Raw genomic sequence first — 21,010 nt, forward strand, 5'->3', positions numbered from 1 at the left:
GACCAGCTCTGAGCTGGTCGGGCCCGCTGCCTAGCAACGTGTCTTCGTTCAGTGGGTGCCGGTGATGCGGTCGAGCGGGCCCGGGGTGTAGGGCGAGTTGGCCTCCAGGTAGGCGGCGAAGGCGTCGATGTCGAGGCCGCCGTAGTAGGGGTCGGTGCCCTGGGTGAAGGCCGCGAAGGCGTCGCCGCCGCCCTGCAGGAAGTTGTTGGTCACGACCCGGTAGGACGCGGCCTTGTCGATCGGCTGGCCGTTGAGCGTGACCGAACCGTCGACGGGACCCGAGGGGCTGATCTGGTAGGAGAAGCCCTCCGAGACCTGCAGGATCTTGTGGGACGCGGCGTTGGCTCCGGTGACCTGCTGGGTGAGCAGGTCGTAGATGTCCTGGCCGGTCATGGTCAGCGAGACCATGAAGTTGTTGAACGGCTGGACCGTGAACGCCTCGTCGTAGGTGACGTCACCGACAGCCTCGCCGTAGGGCGAGTTGGCCGCGGTCAGGTCGGCTCGGATGCCGCCCGGATTCATGAACGCGATCACCGGCGCCTGCCCGTTGACCACCGTCGACTGGTCGGCGAGCTGAGCGTCTGCGATGAGGTCACCGAGGGCGCTCTCGCCGGAGGCGTTGGTGGTGCGGGTGACATCGCCGGAGATCGAACCGAGCACCCGGGAGGCGATCGGGGTGACCAGCTCCTTGTAGGTGTTGATCAGCGTGGTCTGCTCCGGGGCCTTGGCCACGTCACGGGTGACGAGCAGGTTGGACCCCTTGACCGAGGAGCGCACGATGTCGCGCTTCTTGAGGTCGTACTTCAGGTTGGTCTCGGTGTAGAGCCGACCGAAGGAGGAGGCCGAGGTGACCAGACGGGACTTGCCGTTGGGGTCGGGTACGTCGCAGACGTAGGGGTTGTGGGTGTGGCCGGTGACCAGCATGTCGATCTCGGGGTCGAGGTTCTCGGCGATCGGCACGATCGGGGAGCCCGCGACCAGCTCGCCGCCGCCCTCGCAGGTGTAGTCGTACCTGGCGTTGACGTCGTAGACCTTGCCGGTGGCCGGGTCGGTCCACTTCTCCCTCGGCAGGTTCGCACCCTCGTGGATCAGGGTGACGATCGCCTTGACACCCTTGCTCTTCAGCTTGGGCACGAGCGCGTTGGCGGTCTCGACCTCGTCCTTGAAGGTGAGGCCCTTGACCCCCTCGGCGGTGACGATGTCGGGAGTGCCCTCCAGGGTCATGCCGATGAAGCCGATCTTGACGCCGTCGACCTCCTTGATGGCGTACGACGGCAGGATCGTCTTGCCGCTCGCGTCCTCGACCACGTTGGACGCAAGGATGTCGAAGTCGGCGCCCCCGTACTCGTGGGCGGCGCAGGAGTTCTGGTTGTCCTCGCCGGCGCCGTCGTCGATGCAGCCACCCTTGGCGATGCGCTGCAGCTCCTGGTAGCCCTCGTCGAACTCATGGTTGCCGACCGAGGTCACGTCCAGGCCGAGCTTGTTGAGCGCCTCGATGGACGGCTCGTCATGGAAGGCTGCCGAGAGCAGCGGCGAGGCGCCGATCAGGTCGCCAGCGGCGACGGTCAGCGAGCGCTTGTGACCCTTGCGGGCCTCGGCCAGGTGGGAGGCGAGGTATTCCACGCCACCGACGTTGACGGTCTCGTCGACCGGCGCACCGGTGGCCGGGTCGATGTGGTGGCCGGTGACCAGACGCCCGCTCGAACCCGACGGCGCCTCGAGGTTGCCGTGGAAGTCGTTGAACGAGAGCAGTTGGACATCGACGGTGTGCTTCCCCGGCTTGGCGGACGCGGTCCCGACCGGGGTGGCGACTGCGGCGGCCGCGAGAGCGACGGCGGCAACGGCCACGGCGGGTCGAAGCTTTCGGATGTTACGAGGCATTGCTGGGCTCCCCATCTCAGTGATCGACGAAGGGAACGATGCCCCTTCGGGTTCTTCTTGGGAAGAGGTAATCGGGTTACCGCTGCCGAATCGTCATCAACCGTTGATCACCCGAAAAATTCGGTAACGTCGACCGCCCCGCCGGCCTCCTCGAACTCGTCGCGGACCGTCTCCCGCAGCTTCGCGTCGGAGAGATAGTCGGCAGCCACCCCGGCGAGACCGTAGGCGGCATCGACGAGCACCTCGTCGGCGTACGGCGTGACCGCGGCAGCGGCGAACTCGCGGCTGTGCAGCGACACGTCCGGCTCGGCGATCTTGACCATCGCGTGCAGGCCGGGGACCCGGAAGGAGACATTGCCGAAGTCGGTGGACCCGGCGAGCATGTCCGGGACGACGCCCGGGGCGAGGACCGTGTGGTTGCGCTCCTGGTAGCGGCGGTTCCACGCCTGCGCCAGCCCGCTGTTGTTGCGGATCGGCAGGTAGACCGGCGACTCGTCCCAGCTGAACTCGACACCGCAGCCCGTCATCAGCGCCGCGCCCATCGCCATCTCCTCCAGCCGCTGGGACAGGATCTTGAGCGTCTCGGGGTAGGCGGAGCGTACGTAGAACTGGATCGAGGCATGCTCCGGGATCACGTTGGGGCGCAGGCCGCCGTCGGTGATGATCGCGTGCACCCGGTCGGTCGGCGGCATCTGCTGCCGGTTGAGCGCGACGCCGGTGTAGAGCAGGTTGGCCGCGTCCAGGGCGTTGCGCCCCATGAACGGCTGGATGGAGGCGTGCGCCGGCACCCCGACGTACGTCACCTTCAGCTGCCTGCGGCCGAGGAAGACCGGCTCGGAGCTGTCGTAGGTGAACGGGTGGACCATGATCGCCGCGTCGACGCCGTCGAAGGCGCCCTTCTGCGCCATCAGCTCCTTGCCGCCACCGCCCTCCTCGGCCGGGGTGCCGAGCCAGATCACGCGGCCACCGAGGCGGTCGATCACGCTCGCGATGGCCAGGAACGCGCCGACGCCGACGGTGGCGATCAGGTTGTGGCCGCAGCCGTGGCCGATGCCGGGGAGCGCGTCGTACTCGGAGAGCACGGCGATCGTCGGACCATCCTTGGTGCCGCCGGCCGAGGCGTAGAGGGCGGTCGGGAGGCCGTAGGCTCCGCGGGCCACCTCGATGCCGTGAGCCTCGACGAACTCGGCCAGCCCGGCCGAGCTCCGGTGCTCCTCGAAGCCGGTCTCCGGGTGCTCGGCGAGGTCGTGGGAGACCGCGACCAGCTCGGGGCCCAGGTCCACGAGCTTGTCGCGGATCGCATCCAGGATCCCCCGCGGCGCACCCGCCGAGCTCGACTCGGCCGCCTTCATGATGAGCGCCTTGGCGTCTGTCTCGTCGCGGAGCTGGTTGACCAGGAACGGGTTCGGCTGCTGCGGCTGACTCATGCCGCCGAGGCTATCGGTGATGTGTCACCGATCGCTGAGGGCCCAGCCGTCGGCGACGACACGTGCCTCATCGGCCGGTCGCGAGGAGTCGAACAACGTACGCCGCCCCTGGCTGACCACGATCCCGTCGACGTAGATCCCACGCCCCTGGGAGGACGAGTCGGTCTCGTAGGTCCACCGCACCGCGGTCGTGCCGTCCGGGAGCTCGGCGCGGCCGTACAGCCACCGGCGGCCGCCGTAGCCGTTGACCGCCTCGCTGGTCTCCCAGCTCCAGTCGCCACCCTCGAGCGTCCAGGGCAGCGGGCTGAAGATGGTGCCGTCGGTGGAGTACTGCAGCCGGCCGAAGTCGAAGCGCGGCTCGGTGTCGAAGCGATAGTCGAAGCGGAGCCTCGCGCCGTCGGTGGCCGCGAGCGGCACGTCGAGCGTGGCCTTCTTCGCGTTCGTACGCCCCGAGAACCACGACGTACGTCCCGTCGCCGGTCTGACGGCCGAGGCCATGCCGAGCGCATCCGAGACGGCGCGTCGGGAGGGGTTGTTGCTGCCCCAGTCGCGGCTGGGGTGGACGCGGTTGGTCATCAGCACGACGAGCTGGTGGCCGATCGGGTCCATCACGATGCTGGTGCCGGTGTAGCCGGTGTGACCGAAGGAGACCGGGGACCAGATCGGACCGTGGTACCAGGTCGTGGCGAGCTCCCAGCCGAGGCCACGGGAGCTGCCGGGGAACTGGGCGCCGGTGTAGTCGCGCAGGCTCAGCCTGACGGTGTCCTCGTCCAGGATCCTGGTGCCGTTGTAGACGCCGCCGTTGAGGTACATCTGGCCGAACCTGGCCATGTCGGCAGCGGTCGAGAAGACGCCCGCATGACCGGCGACGCCGCCGAGCGCCCAGGCGTTCTCGTCGTGCACCTCGCCACGGATCATCGGGCGGCCCGCCCACGGCTGGTACTCGGTGGCGGCGACACGGTCGAGGCGGTCGGCGGGCGGGTTGTACATGGTGTCGCGCATCCCGAGCGGCTCGGTGATGTGGTCGCGGACGTAGACGTCGAGCTTCTTCCCCGAGAGCCGCTCGACCAGCAGCCCGAGGGTGATCAGGTTGATGTCGGAGTAGCGGTAGACCTGCTCGGGCGCGTGGGTCGGGGTCGTGTCCATGATCGCCGCGACCCGCTCCTCGTAGGTGTCGTAGCCCGCCCACAGCGACGGCGACGGGCCGGCGAGCAGGCCGGAGACGTGGGTGAGCAGATGACGTACGAGGATCGCGTCCTTGCCGTGCGGCGCGAACTCGGGCAGGTAGGTGACCACCGGCGCCTCGAGGTCGAGGCTGCCCTGCTCCATCAGCCGGAGCACCGCGGTCGTGGTGAAGAGCTTCGACATCGATGCGATGTCCCACATCGTGTCCAGCCCGGTCGCGACCTGCTGGTCGGCGGGGAGCTCGACGACGGTGGTGCCGTCGAGGCCATACCGGAGCGCCTTGCCCACGCTCTCGTGGGCGACGATGACGCCGTCCTTGACCGCGATCGCGGTGGCCCCGGCGTACAGGGGGTGGGCGGGGTTCTCCGTCGTCGGCTCGAGAAACCGGGCGAGCTCGGTGCGGATCCTCGCGATCGGCGCCGGGTCGAGGCCGACCTGGCGCGCATGGCCGGGCCGCATGACGGTGCGCGGGGTGAAGGTCAGCTCGTCCGGCGTGATCGTCGGTGGCCGGCCGGCCAGCGAGGCGAGCGTCCTGGTCGCCTTGGTCGGGTCCTCCGGGGTCGAGGCCACCGCGGCACCACCGAGGAGAGTCATCGCGACTCCGCTCAGGGTGCCGCCGAGAAGCGTGCGCCGAGAGGTCATGAGCATGTCCGGAGACGGTGTCATACCCCGATACTGCCGCTCCGGAACCCGCTTCGTGCGGGAAAGGTAATTTTCTTTCACGCACGGACCCTCAGAGCTGGGGCCAGAGCTCCGCCCACGGCTTCGCCTGCTCCAGCTGAGCAGCGACCTGCAGCAGCAGGCCGTCGTCACCGAGCTGCCCGGAGAGCTGGATGCCCAGCGGCAGTCCGGCGGCGGTCCGGTAGGTCGGCACCGAGATCGCCGGGCGCCCGGTGATGTTGGCGAGCTGGGTGTAGGGCACCCAGCCGAGGTTCTCGTCGACCAGCTGGTCGATCATCCCGGTCGCGCGCATCACCCGCCCGCCGTGCACCTTGTGCAGCACCCGCGCCGCGGTCTGGAGCGCCTTGGGCGTGGTCAGCTGCCCGACCTTCAGCGGCGGCTTCGCCAGCGTCGGCGTCAGCAGTAGGTCGTACGTCTCGTGGAACGCGCTCAGGCGGCGTACGTGGTTGCGGCGGTTGATGTGAGCGAGCTCCACGGCGACCACTCCCCCGGCCCGGCCGAGCTCGGCCACGGCCAGGGTGTCGGCCTCGAAGTCGGCGTCCTTGGCCCCGACACGGAGCTTGGCCTCCGCGACCTCGGCAGCCGCCGAGGCGAACCAGATGGTGAGGAAGTCGCGGCCGAGCTCGGCGGCGTCATAGGGCGCCTCGACCTCCTCGACCTCGTGGCCGAGCGCTTCGAGGGCCTTGGCCGCATCCTCGACGGCCGCGATCGCCTCCGGGTCGGGCGCGGTGATGGAGGACGTCGAGGTGAACCCGATCCGGAGCTTGCGTGGCGCGGTCGCGATGTCGTCCGCGAAGTCCGCACCGGGGTGCGGCGCGTGGATCATCGCCATCGGCCGGTCACCGATGAGGGCGTCGTAGAGCCCGGCCGCGTCGCGCACCGTGCGGGTCACCACGCCCTGGACGACGAAGCCGTTGGAGGCGTCCAGGCTCTGCGGTCCCAGCGGCAGCAGCCCGCGGGTGGTCTTCAGCCCGACCAGGCCGTTGCAGGCCGCCGGGATCCGGATCGACCCGCCGCCGTCGTTGGCTCCGGCGGCCGGGACGATCCCAGCGGCCACCGCGGCCCCGGAGCCACCCGAGGAGCCGCCGGGCGTGTGGTCGGTGTTCCACGGGTTGCGCGCGGCGCCGAACAGCTCCGGCTCGGTGATCCCCTTCGACCCGAACTCCGGGGTGTTCGTCTTGCCGAAGATCACCAGCCCGGCGTCCAGGGCGCTCTGGGTGAAGTAGGAGTGCTCCTCGGCGACGTCGCCGACGAGCGACCGCGAGCCGTAGGTCGTCGGGTGTCCCCGGTACTCCTGCGCCAGGTCCTTGACCAGGAACGGCACCCCGGCGAACGGCCCGCTCGGGCCGTCGCCGGAGACCTGGGCGTCGGCCTCGGGGATGTCCGCGACTACCGCGTTGATCCGCGGGTTCACCGCCGCCGCCCGCTCCCGCGCCGCGGCCAGGACCTCGGCCGCGGTCACCTCGTGGTCAGCGACCAGCTTCGCCAGCCCGGTGGCGTCGTACGTCAGATACTCATCGACCCGCATGAGCGCAGGCTAGCGGTGATCGCGCCGGTGCGGAGGCCTCAGTTGAAGATCTCCCGGTAGTCACCCTCGACCCGGTCGCGCTTCCACAGGTCGATGCCGGTGGAAGCGGCGTACTCGTCGATCCTGGCCAGCTCCTCGGTGGTGAGCTCGGGACCGGAGAGCGCGCCGAGGCAGTCGGTGACCTGCTCCGGGCGGGAGGCGCCGATGACGACCGAGGTCATCCGCGGATCACGCAGCGCCCAGGCGAGCGCCATCTGGGCGAGGGTCTGGCCACGGTCGGCGGCGAGGCTGTTGAGCGACTCGATGCCGGCGAGCGTCGCGGGCGTGAGCGCCTCCGGGGTCAGGAACCGCGCCTTGGCGGCACGTGAGTCCTCGGGGACGCTGCCGCCGAGGTACTTGTTCGTCAGCAGACCCTGGGCCAGCGGCGAGAACGAGATCGCACCGGCGCCGACCTCGTCGAGCGTGTCCAGCAGCCCGTCGGTCTCGAGCCAGCGGTTGAGGATCGAGTAGGAGGGCTGGTGGATCAGCAGCGGGGTGCCGAGGTCGCGCAGGATCGCCGCCGCCTCGCGGGTCAGCGCCGAGGAGTAGGAGCTCAACCCGACGTAGAGCGCCTTCCCGGACCGCACGATCTGGTCGAGAGCACCCATCGTCTCCTCCAGCGGCGTGCTGGGGTCGGGACGGTGGTGGTAGTAGATGTCGACGTAGTCGAGCCCCATCCGCTTCAGCGACTGGTCGAGGCTGGAGATCAGGTATTTCCGCGAGCCGCCGATCTTCCCGTACGGCCCCGGCCACATGTCCCAGCCGGCCTTGGTCGAGATCACCAGCTCGTCGCGCAGGTTCGCGAAGTCGCCACGCAAGTGGCGGCCGAAGTTCTCCTCCGCCGAGCCGTAGGGAGGGCCATAGTTGTTGGCCAGGTCGAAGTGGGTGATGCCCGCGTCGAAGGCCGTACGCAGGATCGCCCGCTGCCGCTCGAACGCCAGGTCGTCACCGAAGTTGTGCCACAGTCCGAGGCTGACCGCGGGCAGATCCAGGCCGCTGTGCCCGGTCCGCCGATACTGCATCGCGTCGTAGCGATCCTCTGCCGGGGCGTACGTCATGCGTCGGTCCTCTTTCCGGCGCGCAGCGCCACCTTGATCATCGGCCACTGCAGCGGCAACCGTGCGACGGTGCCCGCGAAGAATCCGGCCGACTTCGCGGTCCGCTTCCGGTTCGCCCGCTTCCCCGCATCGACGCTCATCTGCACGTTTGCCGGGAAGACCCCGACCAGCAGCGCAGCACTGGCGAGCCCCGCGATCCTGCGGGTCCGCGGGTGCAGCAACCCCAGCCCACACACGATCTCCGCGACCCCGGAGACCTCGACCACCTTGCGCGGCTCCGGCAGCTGCGGCGGCACGATCGGCTCGAAGACCTGCGGCCTCACCAGATGCAGGGTCCCGGACCCGAGGAACAGAGCGGCCAGACCGACCAGCGGCAGGTCGAGAGAAGATTCAGTTCGCACGGGTACGACTCTTCCATAGCCGCAAAGGGCTCACCGCGGGACCGTCACAACCGTCCTCGAGATCCGCTCAGCTCCGCTCCCGCGGAACGCCCATCCCTCAGGTTGGCGGTGAAGCTACGGATGTCCTCGACCAGGCGCGGATGCGCCCCGTGCGCGGGAACTTCGACCTCGACGATCTCGGCGATGTCCGCCAGAACACCATCGACGAGCGCCTCCGCGTCGCGGAGTCGCCAGGAGGCGACCTCAGCGACGAGGTTGCCGCGGGTCATTGCCGCATGCTGATAGACCCCGTCGACTGCGAGCGCCAGTTCGCCGTCGTTCGGCAGATGCCGCTGTGGGACTACGTCGTAGGCGGGAGCGATCTCGACCGAGCCGTCCGGATGATGGAGAATCGAGATGTTCTTCGCGTGCATGTCCAGGTTTCCGATGGCCGCCGCCAGCACGGTCATCCGGGCCAGCTTCCGCAGCGAGGCGGAGTCACCGAGCGCACGGAACTCACCGGCGATCCGCTTCAGCGAGACCTTGCCTCCGTACTTCTGATACTTCTGATCTCCTCGAGCGCCCAGGACCTGGTTGAAGTCCTCCTGGTGCACTCGACTCGGGACACCATCGACCGCATCGCCCCGGTCATACCGCTCGATCACCAGCGCCGGCACGCCCGCGAACTCCTCGATGAACGTGTCGTACGTCGTCAGCCCCAAGGCCTGCGCGAACCGAGCGCCGTACTCCTCGTCGTAGATCATCGACGGGAAGTCAGTGGTGACCGGCTTGAGGATGTGCGTGGACGGATACCCGTCCAGCGCTCGGTGCCAGCCGTGCTCGTCGCGCACCAGGACGATCTTGTCCTGAACCCCGGCGAGGGACGTCTTGCCGCTGACCGGCTTGTTGGCGAGCGGGAAGGAGCTCACCTCGCCGAGAAGATCCGCGACACCTTGCTCACCGACCGGTTCGAGCTTCGGGATCCGCGGCTCGCCAGGAACCTCCGGGTCCCAGATCTGCAGCGCCCCCGCGACGTCTCGCCCATAGGCCCGCAGCAGTCCGATCACATCGCGCTCACTGACGTCGGCCATCGCCGCGAGCCTCGACCGCATCCGACCTTCGGGAAGCATCTCGGCAAAGAAGTTCTGCCGTCGCGGCTTCCGCCCGCGTGGTGCGACCGGGGCCAGCGGAACTGCCAGCGAGAGGACCGTGCTGTCCAGGCCGTACGTCTCCACCGCCTCGGCAGAGGCGATGAAGTCGTACGTCGTGCTCGACCCGGCCAGCCGACCGATCGGCTGGCCGTAGAGCTCGACGACGAGGTCACTCATCGTCGCTCCTGGGCTCGATGGTGGCCGTCAGCTCGGTCCCGGTCTCCCGCATGAGCGCGAACAGCCGCTCGACGAAGATCGACGGCTTCCCCGCCTCGATCTCCCAGATGTAGCGCTGCGTCGTCCCGATCCTCGCCGCAAGCTCACGCTGACTCCAGCCGTTCAACAGTCGCGCCTGCTGCAGGATCCGCCCGAGCGACTCCGGGCTGGTGACCTTTCCGGTGTACGACATGAGCACCTCCTACGACTACGATAACGTATTCAGATCCTTTGACTACGAAAACGTAGTCAAAGGATCTGACTCCCTTTTCGTAGTCACGGCGCCATATCGGGATATCCCGATAAACCAGTTGGCGCCCACACGAGCGGCTGCGTAGCGTGGTGGTCATCGAGCGCAGCACCGAGCCGCGCGGATCCAAGGAGGTGGAGCAGTGGGACACATGCCGACTGCCCGTCGCTGGCGACGCCACCTCCAGGAGCGAGCCCTGTAACAGCCGATCCGGCACAGAGCTCGCCTGCATCTGGGTGAGCCAACGGATAGGCGGCCGGTCTCCAAAACCGGCGGAAAGTGGGTTCGACTCCCACCGCCCGGGCTTTAGACCTTGATTCGACGCGGGTGTCCGGCGACGCCTTGGGCCTCATAAGCCCGATGGTCCTGGTTCGACTCCAGGCCCCGCCACGCCCTCGTGGTCCAACGGACTACGACGCCGGCCTACGAAGCCGGAGATGGAGGTTCGACTCCTCCCTAGGGCACGTACGTCCCGCTCAGACCTGCGCCACCGATCGCAACTTCCACACATATGTGCCGAAGTTGCGGGTTCAGTCACACGGTGGCCCGTCATTTCCGTGCATGTGCATGGAAATGGCGAGCGACGGTTCATCCAAGCCTGACGTGGGAGTCCCGAAGTCACCTAGTGACCTCAGGACTCCCACGTCGTTCCGCTGAGTCGGCTAGGCGCCCGCGGCCTCGCGCTCCTCGAGCTTCGTGAGGCAGATGTCGACGATCATGTCTTCCTGGCCGCCGACCAGACCCCGGCGGCCGCACTCCATGAGGATGTCGCGGGTGTCGACGCCGTAGCGGGCGGAGGCGTTCTCGGCGTGGCGGAGGAAGGACGAGTAGACGCCGGCGTAGCCCATCGTCAACGTCTCGCGGTCGACTCGGACAGGACGGTCCTGGAGGGGCCGGACGATGTCGTCGGCGGCGTCCTGGAGCTTGAACAGGTCGCAGTTGTGCTTGAAGTCCGACAGGTTGGCGACCGCGATGAACGCCTCGATCGGGCAGTTGCCGGCGCCGGCGCCGTGGCCGGCAAGGGACGCGTCGACGCGGTAGACGCCGTTCTCGACCGCGACGACCGAGTTGGCCACCGAGAGCGAGAGGTTCTCGTGGGCGTGGATGCCGATCTCGGTCTCGTCGTCGAGGACGTCGCGGTAGGCGCGGGCGCGGTCGCGTACGTCGTTCATCGTCAGTCGGCCGCCGGAGTCGGTGATGTAGACGCAGTGGGCGCCGTAGGACTCCATCAGCTTGGCCTGCTGCGCCACCACCTCGACCGGCGCCATGTGGTTGAGCATCAGGAACCCGGAGACGTCCATCCCCATCTCGCGAGCCGCGGCGATGTGCTGGGCCGAGACGTCGGCCTCGGTGCAATGGGTCGCGACCCGCACCGACCGCACGCCGAGATCGTAGGCCCGACGCAGGTCCTCGATCGTGCCGACGCCGGGGAGCAGCAGGGTGGTCAGGCGGGCGTTCTTGATGACCGAGGCAGCCGCCTCGATCCACTCCCAGTCGGAGTTGGAGCCGGGGCCGTAGTTGACCGAGCCGCCGGTCAGGCCGTCGCCGTGGGCGACCTCGATGGCGTCGACGCCGGCCTCGTCGGCGGCGATGACGATCCGCTTGACGTCCTCGGGGGTGATCCGGTGGCGTACGGCGTGCATGCCGTCGCGCAGCGAGACTTCCTGAACATAGATGGGCGTGCTCATCGCGCGGCCTCCTTGGCAGCACTCTGCGATTTCGTCGCTGTCGCGACCTGCTCGGCCATCTGCAGCGCGGCCGAGGTCATGATGTCGAGGTTCCCCGCGTACGCAGGGAGGTAGTGCGCGGCGCCCTCGACCTCGAGGAACACCGACACCTGGTGCGTGGGCCGGGTCGTCTCGCCTTCCGCCAGGAGCGTCTCCACCGGCTGGTCGTCGGGGATCTCCTGCACCTGGACCTTCTGCTTGAGCCGGTAGCCGGGAACGTACGCAGCGACGTCACCGACCATCTTCTCGACCGACTCGGTGATCTCCGCGGTCAGCTCCTCGAGGGACCGAGAGCCACCCTCGACCAGCGCATACACCGTGTCGCGCATGATCAGCGGCGGCTCGGCCGGGTTGAGGATGATGATCGCCTTGCCGCGCTTGGCACCGCCGACCTGCACGATCGCGCCCGAGGTGGTCTCGGTGAACTCGTCGATGTTGGCCCGGGTGCCGGGGCCGGCCGACTTCGAGGAGATCGAGGCGACGATCTCGCCGTAGGCGACGGGTACGATCCGAGCGACCGCGGCCACGATCGGGATCGTCGCCTGCCCGCCACAGGTCACCATGTTCACGTTCGGGGCGTCGATGTGCTCGTCGATGTTGACGGCCGGGATGACGTACGGCCCGATCGCCGCGGGGGTGAGGTCGATCAGCCGCTTGCCGTAGGGCTCGAGAGCGGCCGCGTTGGCGACGTGGGCCTTGGCCGAGGTGGCGTCGAAGACGATCTCGATGTCGTCGAAGTCCGGCAGTCCGATCAGCCCCTCGACGCCCTTGGCGGTCGTCGCGAAGCCGAACTTCGCCGCCCGCGCGAGGCCGTCGGAGGCCGGGTCGATCCCGACCATCGCGCCCATCTCCAGGTGCTGTGAGGTCCGCATCACCTTGATCATCAGATCGGTGCCGATGTTGCCCGACCCGATGATCGCCACTTTCGACTTGGCTGTGCTCTCGTTTGCCATGGACGTCACTTCCCTACGGTGAAAGCCACCGAGCCGAGGCCCGACACGGTGGAACGAACGGTGTTGCCCGGGGCGATCGGCCGCATCGGCCCGAGCGCCCCGGAGAGGATGAGCTGGCCGGCACGCAGCGGCTCACCGAAGTCACGGGCATAGCGAGCCAGCCACTGGACCGCGTTGACCGGGTCACCCAGGCACGCCGCCCCGGTGCCGGTCGAGACCTCCTCGTCGTCGATCGACATCGACATCGAGACGTCCTTGGGCTCGAACTCGTCCAGCCGCCGGCGCTCGGTCCCGAGGACGTAGGCACCCGCGGAGGCGTTGTCCGCGACGGTGTCGCCGAAGGCGATCTTCCAGTCGGCGATGCGTGACCCACAGATCTCGATCGCGGCGACGGCGTAGTCGATGGCCTCCCGGACCTGGTCGTAGCTCAGGTCACCCTCGGCCAGGTCCGAGGCGAGGACGAAGGCGATCTCGGCCTCGGCCCGCGGCTGCAGGATCGCGTCGGCCGGGAGCACGTCGCCGTCCGCGTACGCCATGTCGTCGAAGAGCACGCCGAAGTCGGGGGTGTCCACGCCGATCTGCTCCTGCACCGCCTTGGAGGTGAGCCCGATCTTGCGGCCCACGATCTTCGCCCCGCCGGCGAGCCGGCCGGCGGTGAGGCGCTCCTGGATCGCGTACGCCGTCTTCAGGTCGGTCGCGTCCAGGAGGTCTCGCATCGGCGGCACGGGGATGCCCGTGGCCGAGGCGGTCAGCAGCCGATCTGCCGCGGCATCGACGGCAGCATCGGACGGGGAGGTCACTTCGTTCATAGCCCCACAGTCTCAGCAGCCGGGCCAGATCATGTGGGCTGTCGTCCCGCTGACCGGTACGGTGATCCCATGCCGCACCAGCCTGCCGATCTCGACACCGTGCTCGGCAAGGCGGTGACCATCCTGCGGGCCTTCACTGTCGACGACCAGGTGCTCTCCCTGGCCGAGCTCGTCCGCCGCACCGGACTCCCCAAGGCGACCGCCCACCGCGTCGCCGGCGACCTGGTCACCAATCGCCTCCTGGACCGCACCAACCTCGGCTACCGCCTCTCCGGTGGCCTCTTCGAGCTCGGCATGCGGGCCTCGGTCGAGCGCTCGCTCCTGGAGCTGGCGATGCCGTTCCTCCAGGACCTCTACGAGCGCACCCACGAGACCGTCCATCTGGGCGTCCGCGAGGGGCACGACGTCGTCTACGTCGCCAAGATCGGCGGCCACCGGCAGGCGAAGTCACCCTCCCGGCCGGGCGGCCGGATGCCGGTCCACTGCACCGCGATCGGCAAGGTCCTGCTCGCCTACGCCGACGCCGAGGCGCAGCAGGAGATCCTCAGCAGCCCCCTCGAACGACGTACGCCTCACACCATCGTCGCGCCCGGCCTGCTGGAGCGGCAGCTCGCTGCCGTGCTCGAGAACGGCGTCGCCTTCGAGCGCGAGGAGTCGGCCGCCGGGCTGCAGTGCATCGCGGCTCCGGTCCTCGCCGAGGGTGGCGACAGGGCGCTGGCCGCGATCAGCGTCACCGGCCCGGTGGGTCGCTTCCGGCCCGAGGCCCATGTGGCCCTCGTCCGGGCCGCGGCCCAGGGCCTGACGAGCCTGGCGAGTCGCCGCCGTTCGCTGTCCAGCTGAGACGGGTCAGTCGGTGCGCGCCGGAGGCAGGTCGGCCAACCGGGCGTCCGGGTGCGCCCGGACCGCGTCGAGGAGCTCCAGCCAGCCCCGCCCGACCTCGTCGAGCCTGTGCTCTGAGACGAGCCGGAAGGCAGCCGCGCGCAGCACGTCGACGTCCACCTCAGGCGTACGTCCGGTCGTCCGCAGCATCGTCAGCACCTCCTCGACCAGCTCGGCGGACACGGCGGAGTCGCCGTCGAGCGCCCACTCCACCTCGCCCTCGGTGGCGACCCCGTCCAGGTTCACAGCTTGACCCAGTAGCGGCGGGTGGGCCCGTAGCCGTACGCAGTCGCGTCGATGACGTCCTGGAGCTCGCCGCCCTGGGACTCGATGGTGCGTGCGGAGGCCTCGTTGTCGTCGTCGCACGTGATCAGCACCCGCTCCAGGCCGAGCCCGCGAGCCTCGTCGAGGACCAGCCCGAGGGCCCGGGCGGCGTGGCCCCGGCGACGGGCCGAGGAGCACACCGAGTAGCCGATGTGGCCGCCGACGTTCTCCAGGAACTCGTTGAGCGCGTGCCGGAGCTGGATGAACCCGACCACCTTGGAGCCCTCGGTGATCCAGAACGCGGAGGCGTGCACCCGGCCGGCCTGTGGCGGCACCGACAGGTCCCGGTCCCGAGCGGTCTTCGCGACCAGCCGCTCGCACGCCTCCCGGCTCACATCGGCGGCCTCCTCGTCGGGGATGGAGGCGCCGTCGACATGAGCCCCGCCGAACTCGGCGACACACGCCGCCCAGGAGTCGTAGAGATCGATCGTGGGAACGGCGAGGGCTGTCATGTCGCACAGGACATCAGCCCGCCGCCCGCCGAGCAAACCGTTATCGCCGGCCTCAGCCGTCGATCACCACGGTCCCCTTCGCGCGCGAGACGCAGAGGATCATGTGGCCATCGCGCTCGTAGTCGGCGAGGGCGTGGTCACGGTGCTCCACCTCTCCCTCCAGCACCCGCACTCGGCAGGTGCCGCAGAACCCCTGCTGGCACGAGTACGCCTGGGCCGGCCGCACCCGGCGGACCGCCGTCAGCGCCGACTCCGAAGAGCCCACCTCGACCTCGACGTCGGAGTCTTCGAGCCTCACCCGGAACGGGCTTCCGCCGAGCACCGGCGGCGGCGAGAACCGCTCGTAGTGCAGCGTGTCGATCAGCGGGTCGGGGATCTGCGCGCGGATCGCGTCGATCATCGGCATCGGACCGCAGCAGTAGAGCGCCGCCCCCTCCGGCGCCAGCGAGATGATCTTGGCCGCGTCCGGGACCCCCATCTCGTCGTCGGGCCACACCTGGATCTCGTGGTGGCCGACGATCTCCCGGACCTCCGCCAGGAACGGCATCGTCTCGCGCGAGCGACCGGTGTAGACGAACTCGTACGGCACACCCCGCCGCACCACGTCGCGCAGCATCGGCAGGATCGGGGTGATCCCGATGCCACCGGCGACGAAGAGGTAGCCGGCGGGCGAGTCGACGAACGGGAAGGCGTTGCGCGGCCCCTTCAGGACCAGCCGGTCGCCGACGGAGAGGTAGTGCGCCTCGACGGACCCACCGCCTCCGCCCGCGGTCGGCTCGATCCGGCGCACGCTGATCCGGTAGGCGGAGAGGTCGTCGGGGTCGGAGTTGAGCGAGTACTGCCGCAGCCGGCCGCTGGGCAGCACCACGTCGACGTGCGCACCCGGGTCCCAGGCCGGCAGGTCTCCCCCGCCCTCGGCGACGAACCAGATCGCTTTGACGTCGAGACCCTCCACATCGATCCGGCTGACACGTACGTGCAGATCCCGGTCGATCCGCCCGAGCGGCTTGCGGCGCCGCCAGGAGCGGTAGGCCGCCTTGGTCCAGTAGCCTCCGACGACCGCCTCGAAGCCTCGGTAGAGCCGCGAGTCGGGGATGTCCGGGACCGCGTAGTGCGCGGGCTTGCTCACTGGCCCTCCGCGAGGGCGTCGGCCCGCAGCGCCGCCGGCGACTTGGCCAGGTAGCTCACCGCCTGGGCGGTCGAACCCTCCGCCGACGGGTCGTAGTTGGGCAGGAAGAACTTCCAGGTCGCCCACCCGATGCGTACGACCCCCGGCACCAGCCCGCGACGCTCGGCGTCGATCAGCTGGAACAGCCGTGCCTTCGGCCGCTTGGCCGGCGGCTGTGCCGGATCGAGCGGGGTCGGGTCGTGGTCCATCAGGTAGCCGGCGCCTCGCCACCACAGGACGAGAAGCGCGGTGCCGCCGAGCAGGTAGGAGCGGACCCGGCGGCTGTAGCGCCCGTCGACATGCTGGAAGACGTCGTAGGCGACGTTGCGGTGCTCGACCTCCTCGGCGCCGTGCCAGCGCAGCAGGTCGAGCATCGTCTCGTCGGCGCCGGCCGCGTCGAGCGCGGGCGAGTTGAGCACCCAGTTGCCGAGCACGGCGGTGAGGTGCTCGAGTCCCGCGATGATCGCGGCACGCTCGATCAGCCACTCCTCCTTGGCCCTGCCGGTCAGGTCGCGGTCACCCAGGATCTTGCGGAACAGCGCCTCGATCTCGGCCGCGAACGGACGCACGTCGAGGCCGTTGTCGGTGAAATAGTCCTGCACCTCCTGGTGGGCGGCGGCGTGCACGCCCTCCTGGCCGATGAAGCCGATCACGTCCTCGCGCAGCTGGTCGTCCTCGATCAGCGGCAGGATCTCGGAGAACACCTTGACGAACCACCGCTCGCCCTCGGGCAGCAGCAGATGCAGCACGTTGACATAGTGAGAGGCGAAGACCTCCCCCGGGATCCACACCAGCGGCAGCTTGCTCCAGTCGAACTTCACGTTCCGCGGGTGGAGAGCCACCTTGGCCGGCTCGTGCCCGCGCTTGCTCTTCGTGCTCTCGCTCATCGCACACTCGCCTTCTCGATGAAGGCCGCGATCTCGCCTGCGACCAGCTCCGGATCCGCGGCCACCACCCAGTGTCCGCCGTCGATGACCTGGGTGACCAGGGACGTTGCGTACGCCCGGGGCGCCTCGGTCTGCAGCGGCACCGTCACGTAGTCGTCGCCGCGCGGGGCGAGCACCAGGACCGGCACCTGCGTCGACCGCGGGGCCGGACGGAGCAGCTTGCCGAGGAAGTTGGCGCGGTAGAGCTCCACCCCGTTGACCTGGTCCTTCGTCGGTCGTGGCCCGCCGCCGACGAACCGGGCGAGCAGCCCCGAGCGCACCATCGCCTCGGGCAGCAGCGGCAGCTGGAAGGCGAAGACGTACCAGGAGTGGGCCAGCTGCCGCAGCGAGCTCCCCAGGTGGGCCCGCTCGCGCAGCCAGGCGGTCGCCATCCCCAGGTCGGGCCCCGAGATCGAGACGTACGTCGCGATCCGGCTGCTCAGCGCCGGGTCGGTCACCGACTCCCAGGTCTGGATCGAGCCCCAGTCGTGCGCCGCGACGTGCACCGGCGCGTCGGGCGAGACGGCGTCGATGACCGCCTTGAAGTCCGCGGAGAGCTGCGCCAGCCGGTAGCCGGCGGTCGAGTCGGGAACCCCCGACCCACCCGTGCCGCGTACGTCATAGGCGACGACGTGGAAGCGCTCGGCGAGCACCTTGGCGACCCCGTCCCAGACGGAGTGGTTGTCGGGGTAGCCATGGACGAGCACCACGGTCTCCGCGCCGGCCGGCCCCTGCTCGTAGACCGCGAGCTCCAGCCCGTCGGTGGTCCGGACCAGCCGTGTGGTCACCTCGATCACGCTTCCTCCTTCGTTCGCGGACGTCTCACCAACAGATTAATGAGACACCGTGTCCGCGAACAATAGCAAGCACCGATCCCGGATCCCGGAAATAGAGCGACCCACCGCAGACGGGTCTACGGCGGGTCGGTCGGGAAGCTGTGACTACGAGGCGGTGCGGGAGTCGGCCAGGCGCGACTCCTCGGCGGCGTGCTCCTCGAGCTCCTTGCGGCGGCGCTCCACCTCCAACGCGACCTCGGTCGGGTCGTCGATCAGGGCGGCCATGCCACCCGGGACGCGCTCGAGCGCCTCACGGGCGAAGATCTGCTGCATGGTGGTGGTGCGCTCGGAGCGGTCCTTGCCGATGAACGACATCATCCAGTGCAGCGTCGCGGTAAGCCGGTTGCGGAACCCGGTCATGTATGCCAGGTGGACCACGAGCCAGCCGAACCAGGCGAGGATGCCGGCCAGCTTGAAGTCGCCCATCATCAGGACCGCGTTGAAACGGCTGATGGTGGCCATCGAGCCCTTGTCGAAGTACTTGAAGTCGGGCTGCGCCGGCTTGTCCTGCAGGCGGCCCTTGATGGTCTTGGCGGCGTACTTCCCGCCCTGGATCGCGACCTGCGCGACGCCGGGGAGGTGGTCGAGGTTGATCATGTCGCCGACCACGAAGATCTCGGGGTGGTTCGGCAGCGTGAGGTCGGGGTTGACCGCGATCCGGCCGGCACGGTCGAGCTCGGCACCGGTCTGCTCCGAGAGCGTCTTGCCGAGGGAGGAGGCCTGCACGCCCGCGGCCCAGATCTTCGCGATCGAGCCGATCCGCTGGGTCTTGCCGTCCTTGAACTTCATCTCGATGCCGAACTCGTCGACGTGGGTGACCATCGCACCGAGGACGACCTCGACACCGGCCTTCTCCAGCGCCTTCTCGGCCTTGGCCCCGAGCTTCTCGCCGAACGGCGGCAGCACCTGCGGCGCGGCGTCGACCAGGACCACCCGGGCCTTCTCGGACTGGATGTGGGTGAAGTCCTTCTTCAGCACGCGGCGGGACAGCTCGGCGATCTGGCCGGCCATCTCCACGCCGGTCGGGCCGGCGCCCACGACGACGAAGGTGAGCAGGTCACCGATCGGCTCGCCGCGCGAGGCGGTCAGCTCGGCGATCTCGAACGCACCGAAGATGCGCCCGCGCAGCTCGAGGGCGTCGTCGATCGACTTCATCCCGGGCGCGAACTCGGCGAACTGGTCGTTGCCGAAGTAGGACTGGCCGGCGCCGGCGGCGACGATCAGCGAGTCGTAGGGAACCTCGATCTGCTGGTTGAGGACGCTCGCCTTGACCGACTTCGCCTCGGTGTCGATCTCGCTGACCTCACCGAGCAGCACGGTCGCGTTCTTCTGCCGGTGCAGGATGTCGCGGGTCGGCGGGGCGATCTCGCCCTGCGAGAGGATCCCGGTCGCCACCTGGTAGAGCAGCGGCTGGAACAGGTGATGGGTCGTCTTCGCGATCAAGGTGACCTCGACGTCGTCACGGCCCTTGAACGCCTTCGCGGAGAAGAGACCCCCGAAGCCGGAACCGATGATGACGACCCGGTGCTTTGCCTGGTCCGCTGACATTGACTAATCCCCTACCTCAAACGAGACCTTTTGAACGTTCCACTCATATTCTGAACCATTCCGGCGGATCTGTTCATTCCCGGGCACGACTACTTCGTCACAGTTGCCGAGCAGCCGCCGAGTATGCGCTCCCACCGCGTGTCCGCTACTGAGTCGTAACCCCTTGACTTTAATCTGTGAGGGCGACCGGGACCTTGTGCCCTAGTGGTCCATAGCCCGGATCAGACACCTTCAAGTGCGGAAAATTCTTGCCACGAACAGCACACAACAAAACGTGTGTATCCCGACCCGCGAGATCGGAGGAGGAGAACATGCCGTTGAGCCGGCCAGCCCTCCTGCTCCGCACCGGTTCCCGCGCCGTTCAGGACGCCCGGGTCTGGGTCCGGACGGCCTGCGAGGAGATCGAGCGCACCGACCTTGTGGACTGCGCTGAGTTCGGCGTCTCCGAGCTGGTCTCCAACGCACTGTTCCACGGCACGGCCCCGGTCACGATCCGGATGCGCGGCACCGTCGACCACCCCCGTGTCGAGATCCGGGACGCCTCGACCGAGCCACCGCTGCTGCCGGTCCCGCTCGCCCTCGACGACGAGGACGAGGTCCTGCTGACGGTCGGTCGCGGCCTCTCGATCGTGGCCAGCGTCTCGGAGGCCTGGGGCGCCGACATCGACGCGTCCGGCAAGACCGTCTGGTTCACCCCCGCGGCCGAGATCGACGAGGGTGACGGCGTCGAGGGCGTGATCACCGGGCCTCCCGGCGCGCCTCCGAGGCCCGAGCGCCTCGGCTCCGAGGCGGTCGAGGTCAGCATCCTCGGCGTACCCCTCGCGCTCTACAAGGGCTTCCAGCATCACTTCCGAGAGCTGCGGCGCGAAGTACGCCTCCTCTCGCTCGCCCACGCCCACGACTACCCGCTCGCCGCCAGCCTCTCGGCGCTGTTCGGCTCGCTGGAGCGCCAGCTCCTCGACGGCCTCGGCCACGGCCAGCTCTCCGGGGTCCGCGACCGGGAGACGGCCGACCTGCACGTACGCATGCCGCGGTCCGCGGCCGAGACGATGCGCCGCTTCCTCGACATGCTCGACCTCATCGACGAGTTCTGCCGCCAGGAGCGACTGCTGGTCCTGGCCCGCTCTCCCGAGCAGGTCACCTTCCAGCGCTGGTTCCTCGGCGAATACCTCACCCAGGCCGCCGGTGGCCGCCCCACCAGGTGGAGCGCGGCCCACATGACCGGCCACGCCCGCTAGACCCCGTACGCTGTCCGCGTGCTGCGTGAGCATGGCGACCTGCTCGCCCCCATCGCCGCCGGCGGAGCGCTCGGCTCGCTGGCTCGCTGGGGCCTCACCACCGTCCTCCCCCACGGCGGCCACTCCTGGCCGTGGGCGACCTTCTTGACCAACGTCGCCGGCTGCCTCCTACTCGGTCTGCTGATGGCCTTCGTCCTGGGCCCGTTGTCCACCGTCCCGTTCTGGGGCCGCTACCTGCGCCCGTTCCTCGGGGTCGGCGTGCTCGGCGGCTACACCACGTTCTCGACCTACGAGCTCGAGGCGTACGTCCTGGGCGGGCATGCGCCCGCATTCGCGATGCTCTACCTGCTCGCC

General features: G+C 69.1%; 20 protein-coding genes and 3 tRNA genes. 6 read left to right on the plus strand and 17 right to left on the minus strand.

Translation table 11 applies throughout. From position 1 onward, the window contains the following. Positions 1-48 precede the first annotated feature (48 nt). The 8 genes from ACFV9G_RS27290 to ACFV9G_RS27325 form a co-directional block, all read right to left on the minus strand. Positions 49-1,881 carry a bifunctional metallophosphatase/5'-nucleotidase gene (locus ACFV9G_RS27290; RefSeq protein WP_378732036.1) on the minus strand — a complete coding sequence of 611 codons (1,833 nt, stop codon included), beginning with the start codon at positions 1,879-1,881 and terminating at the stop codon, positions 49-51. 107 nt (positions 1,882-1,988) lie between these two features. Then, positions 1,989-3,308, minus strand: coding sequence for a M20 family metallopeptidase (locus tag ACFV9G_RS27295; protein WP_378732039.1), 1,320 nt, complete (start codon positions 3,306-3,308; stop codon positions 1,989-1,991). A gap of 24 nt (positions 3,309-3,332) precedes the next feature. Beyond that, the gene (locus ACFV9G_RS27300; RefSeq protein WP_378732041.1) at positions 3,333-5,159 is read right to left on the minus strand and encodes a serine hydrolase; all 1,827 of its coding nucleotides are present in this window, start codon (positions 5,157-5,159) and stop codon (positions 3,333-3,335) included. Between the two features lie 67 nt (positions 5,160-5,226). Beyond that, positions 5,227-6,702: an amidase gene (locus ACFV9G_RS27305; RefSeq protein WP_378732043.1), complete on the minus strand. Its 1,476-nt coding sequence runs from the start codon at positions 6,700-6,702 to the stop codon at positions 5,227-5,229. A gap of 38 nt (positions 6,703-6,740) precedes the next feature. Further along, positions 6,741-7,799 (minus strand): L-glyceraldehyde 3-phosphate reductase, encoded by a 1,059-nt coding sequence (gene mgrA / locus ACFV9G_RS27310; protein ID WP_378732046.1) that lies wholly within the window; start codon positions 7,797-7,799, stop codon positions 6,741-6,743. Next, on the minus strand, positions 7,796-8,200 hold the full coding sequence (locus ACFV9G_RS27315; RefSeq protein WP_378732048.1) for a DoxX family protein: 405 nt from the start codon (positions 8,198-8,200) through the stop codon (positions 7,796-7,798). Before ACFV9G_RS27315 ends, mgrA begins: the two co-directional genes overlap by 4 nt. 44 nt (positions 8,201-8,244) lie before the next feature. Next, positions 8,245-9,507, minus strand: a complete 1,263-nt coding sequence (locus tag ACFV9G_RS27320; protein WP_378732051.1) for a type II toxin-antitoxin system HipA family toxin — start codon at positions 9,505-9,507, stop codon at positions 8,245-8,247. After that, positions 9,500-9,739: a helix-turn-helix domain-containing protein gene (locus ACFV9G_RS27325; RefSeq protein WP_378732053.1), complete on the minus strand. Its 240-nt coding sequence runs from the start codon at positions 9,737-9,739 to the stop codon at positions 9,500-9,502. The genes ACFV9G_RS27320 and ACFV9G_RS27325 overlap by 8 nt, the downstream gene beginning before the upstream one ends. Positions 9,740-10,028: 289 nt before the next feature. On the opposite strand from ACFV9G_RS27325, the gene ACFV9G_RS27330 reads away from it, so the two are divergent. The 3 genes from ACFV9G_RS27330 to ACFV9G_RS27340 all read left to right on the plus strand — a co-directional run bounded on the left by ACFV9G_RS27330 (position 10,029) and on the right by ACFV9G_RS27340 (position 10,260). Next, positions 10,029-10,100 (plus strand) — tRNA-Trp (locus tag ACFV9G_RS27330). Between the two features lie 21 nt (positions 10,101-10,121). Further along, positions 10,122-10,186, plus strand: a tRNA-Met gene (locus tag ACFV9G_RS27335). Position 10,187: 1 nt separating this feature from the next. After that, positions 10,188-10,260 (plus strand) — tRNA-Arg (locus ACFV9G_RS27340). A 198-nt stretch (positions 10,261-10,458) separates the two neighbouring features. On the opposite strand, the gene dmpG is transcribed toward ACFV9G_RS27340, so the two are convergent. Genes dmpG through ACFV9G_RS27355 form a run of 3 tightly spaced genes read right to left on the minus strand, consistent with a single transcriptional unit; the run spans position 10,459 to position 13,285 of the window. Next, on the minus strand, positions 10,459-11,484 hold the full coding sequence (gene dmpG / locus ACFV9G_RS27345; protein ID WP_378732056.1) for a 4-hydroxy-2-oxovalerate aldolase: 1,026 nt from the start codon (positions 11,482-11,484) through the stop codon (positions 10,459-10,461). Then, positions 11,481-12,476, minus strand: coding sequence for an acetaldehyde dehydrogenase (acetylating) (locus ACFV9G_RS27350; protein ID WP_378732058.1), 996 nt, complete (start codon positions 12,474-12,476; stop codon positions 11,481-11,483). The genes dmpG and ACFV9G_RS27350 overlap by 4 nt, the downstream gene beginning before the upstream one ends. Positions 12,477-12,481: 5 nt before the next feature. Continuing rightward, positions 12,482-13,285, minus strand: coding sequence for a 2-keto-4-pentenoate hydratase (locus ACFV9G_RS27355; RefSeq protein ID WP_378732060.1), 804 nt, complete (start codon positions 13,283-13,285; stop codon positions 12,482-12,484). A gap of 69 nt (positions 13,286-13,354) precedes the next feature. Here ACFV9G_RS27355 and ACFV9G_RS27360 point away from each other — a divergent pair, with 69 nt between their 5' ends. Beyond that, positions 13,355-14,125, plus strand: a complete 771-nt coding sequence (locus tag ACFV9G_RS27360) for an IclR family transcriptional regulator (protein WP_378732063.1) — start codon at positions 13,355-13,357, stop codon at positions 14,123-14,125. 6 nt (positions 14,126-14,131) lie between these two features. Here ACFV9G_RS27360 and ACFV9G_RS27365 read toward each other — a convergent pair whose 3' ends face one another. From ACFV9G_RS27365 to ACFV9G_RS27390, 6 genes are all read right to left on the minus strand, one after another. Further along, complete coding sequence (locus ACFV9G_RS27365; protein ID WP_378732066.1) at positions 14,132-14,410, minus strand: hypothetical protein; 279 nt, start codon at positions 14,408-14,410, stop codon at positions 14,132-14,134. Continuing rightward, positions 14,407-14,940, minus strand: a complete 534-nt coding sequence (locus ACFV9G_RS27370; RefSeq protein WP_378732068.1) for a GNAT family N-acetyltransferase — start codon at positions 14,938-14,940, stop codon at positions 14,407-14,409. The genes ACFV9G_RS27365 and ACFV9G_RS27370 overlap by 4 nt, the downstream gene beginning before the upstream one ends. A 52-nt stretch (positions 14,941-14,992) precedes the next feature. Beyond that, on the minus strand, positions 14,993-16,069 hold the full coding sequence (locus tag ACFV9G_RS27375) for a PDR/VanB family oxidoreductase (RefSeq protein ID WP_378732071.1): 1,077 nt from the start codon (positions 16,067-16,069) through the stop codon (positions 14,993-14,995). Next, the gene (locus ACFV9G_RS27380; protein ID WP_378732073.1) at positions 16,066-16,995 is read right to left on the minus strand and encodes a metal-dependent hydrolase; all 930 of its coding nucleotides are present in this window, start codon (positions 16,993-16,995) and stop codon (positions 16,066-16,068) included. The genes ACFV9G_RS27375 and ACFV9G_RS27380 overlap by 4 nt, the downstream gene beginning before the upstream one ends. After that, the gene (locus ACFV9G_RS27385; RefSeq protein ID WP_378732076.1) at positions 16,992-17,831 is read right to left on the minus strand and encodes an alpha/beta fold hydrolase; all 840 of its coding nucleotides are present in this window, start codon (positions 17,829-17,831) and stop codon (positions 16,992-16,994) included. Before ACFV9G_RS27385 ends, ACFV9G_RS27380 begins: the two co-directional genes overlap by 4 nt. A gap of 144 nt (positions 17,832-17,975) precedes the next feature. Then, complete coding sequence (locus tag ACFV9G_RS27390) at positions 17,976-19,418, minus strand: NAD(P)/FAD-dependent oxidoreductase (RefSeq protein WP_378732078.1); 1,443 nt, start codon at positions 19,416-19,418, stop codon at positions 17,976-17,978. A 311-nt stretch (positions 19,419-19,729) separates the two neighbouring features. Here ACFV9G_RS27390 and ACFV9G_RS27395 point away from each other — a divergent pair, with 311 nt between their 5' ends. Both ACFV9G_RS27395 and ACFV9G_RS27400 read left to right on the plus strand, forming a co-directional pair. After that, complete coding sequence (locus ACFV9G_RS27395) at positions 19,730-20,656, plus strand: ATP-binding protein (RefSeq protein ID WP_378732080.1); 927 nt, start codon at positions 19,730-19,732, stop codon at positions 20,654-20,656. A gap of 18 nt (positions 20,657-20,674) precedes the next feature. Beyond that, positions 20,675-21,010 (plus strand): CrcB family protein (locus ACFV9G_RS27400; RefSeq protein ID WP_378732083.1); only part of this gene is annotated, 336 nt, incomplete at its 3' end.

This window comes from Nocardioides sp. NPDC059952, from assembly GCF_042730435.1.
Classification (GTDB): domain Bacteria; phylum Actinomycetota; class Actinomycetes; order Propionibacteriales; family Nocardioidaceae; genus Nocardioides.

Excerpts from the sequence above, each read along its gene's own strand:
- ACFV9G_RS27290 (WP_378732036.1), bottom strand. The coding sequence starts at position 1,881 with ATGCCTCGTAACATCCGAAAGCTTCGACCCGCCGTGGCCGTTGCCGCC.
- ACFV9G_RS27295 (WP_378732039.1), bottom strand. The coding sequence starts at position 3,308 with ATGAGTCAGCCGCAGCAGCCGAACCCGTTCCTGGTCAACCAGCTCCGC.
- ACFV9G_RS27300 (WP_378732041.1), bottom strand. The coding sequence starts at position 5,159 with ATGACACCGTCTCCGGACATGCTCATGACCTCTCGGCGCACGCTTCTC.
- ACFV9G_RS27305 (WP_378732043.1), bottom strand. The coding sequence starts at position 6,702 with ATGCGGGTCGATGAGTATCTGACGTACGACGCCACCGGGCTGGCGAAG.
- mgrA (WP_378732046.1), bottom strand. The coding sequence starts at position 7,799 with ATGACGTACGCCCCGGCAGAGGATCGCTACGACGCGATGCAGTATCGG.
- ACFV9G_RS27320 (WP_378732051.1), bottom strand. The coding sequence starts at position 9,507 with ATGAGTGACCTCGTCGTCGAGCTCTACGGCCAGCCGATCGGTCGGCTG.
- ACFV9G_RS27325 (WP_378732053.1), bottom strand. The coding sequence starts at position 9,739 with ATGTCGTACACCGGAAAGGTCACCAGCCCGGAGTCGCTCGGGCGGATC.
- dmpG (WP_378732056.1), bottom strand. The coding sequence starts at position 11,484 with ATGAGCACGCCCATCTATGTTCAGGAAGTCTCGCTGCGCGACGGCATG.
- ACFV9G_RS27350 (WP_378732058.1), bottom strand. The coding sequence starts at position 12,476 with ATGGCAAACGAGAGCACAGCCAAGTCGAAAGTGGCGATCATCGGGTCG.
- ACFV9G_RS27355 (WP_378732060.1), bottom strand. The coding sequence starts at position 13,285 with ATGAACGAAGTGACCTCCCCGTCCGATGCTGCCGTCGATGCCGCGGCA.
- ACFV9G_RS27360 (WP_378732063.1), top strand. The coding sequence starts at position 13,355 with ATGCCGCACCAGCCTGCCGATCTCGACACCGTGCTCGGCAAGGCGGTG.
- ACFV9G_RS27370 (WP_378732068.1), bottom strand. The coding sequence starts at position 14,940 with ATGACAGCCCTCGCCGTTCCCACGATCGATCTCTACGACTCCTGGGCG.
- ACFV9G_RS27380 (WP_378732073.1), bottom strand. The coding sequence starts at position 16,995 with ATGAGCGAGAGCACGAAGAGCAAGCGCGGGCACGAGCCGGCCAAGGTG.
- ACFV9G_RS27390 (WP_378732078.1), bottom strand. The coding sequence starts at position 19,418 with ATGTCAGCGGACCAGGCAAAGCACCGGGTCGTCATCATCGGTTCCGGC.
- ACFV9G_RS27395 (WP_378732080.1), top strand. The coding sequence starts at position 19,730 with ATGCCGTTGAGCCGGCCAGCCCTCCTGCTCCGCACCGGTTCCCGCGCC.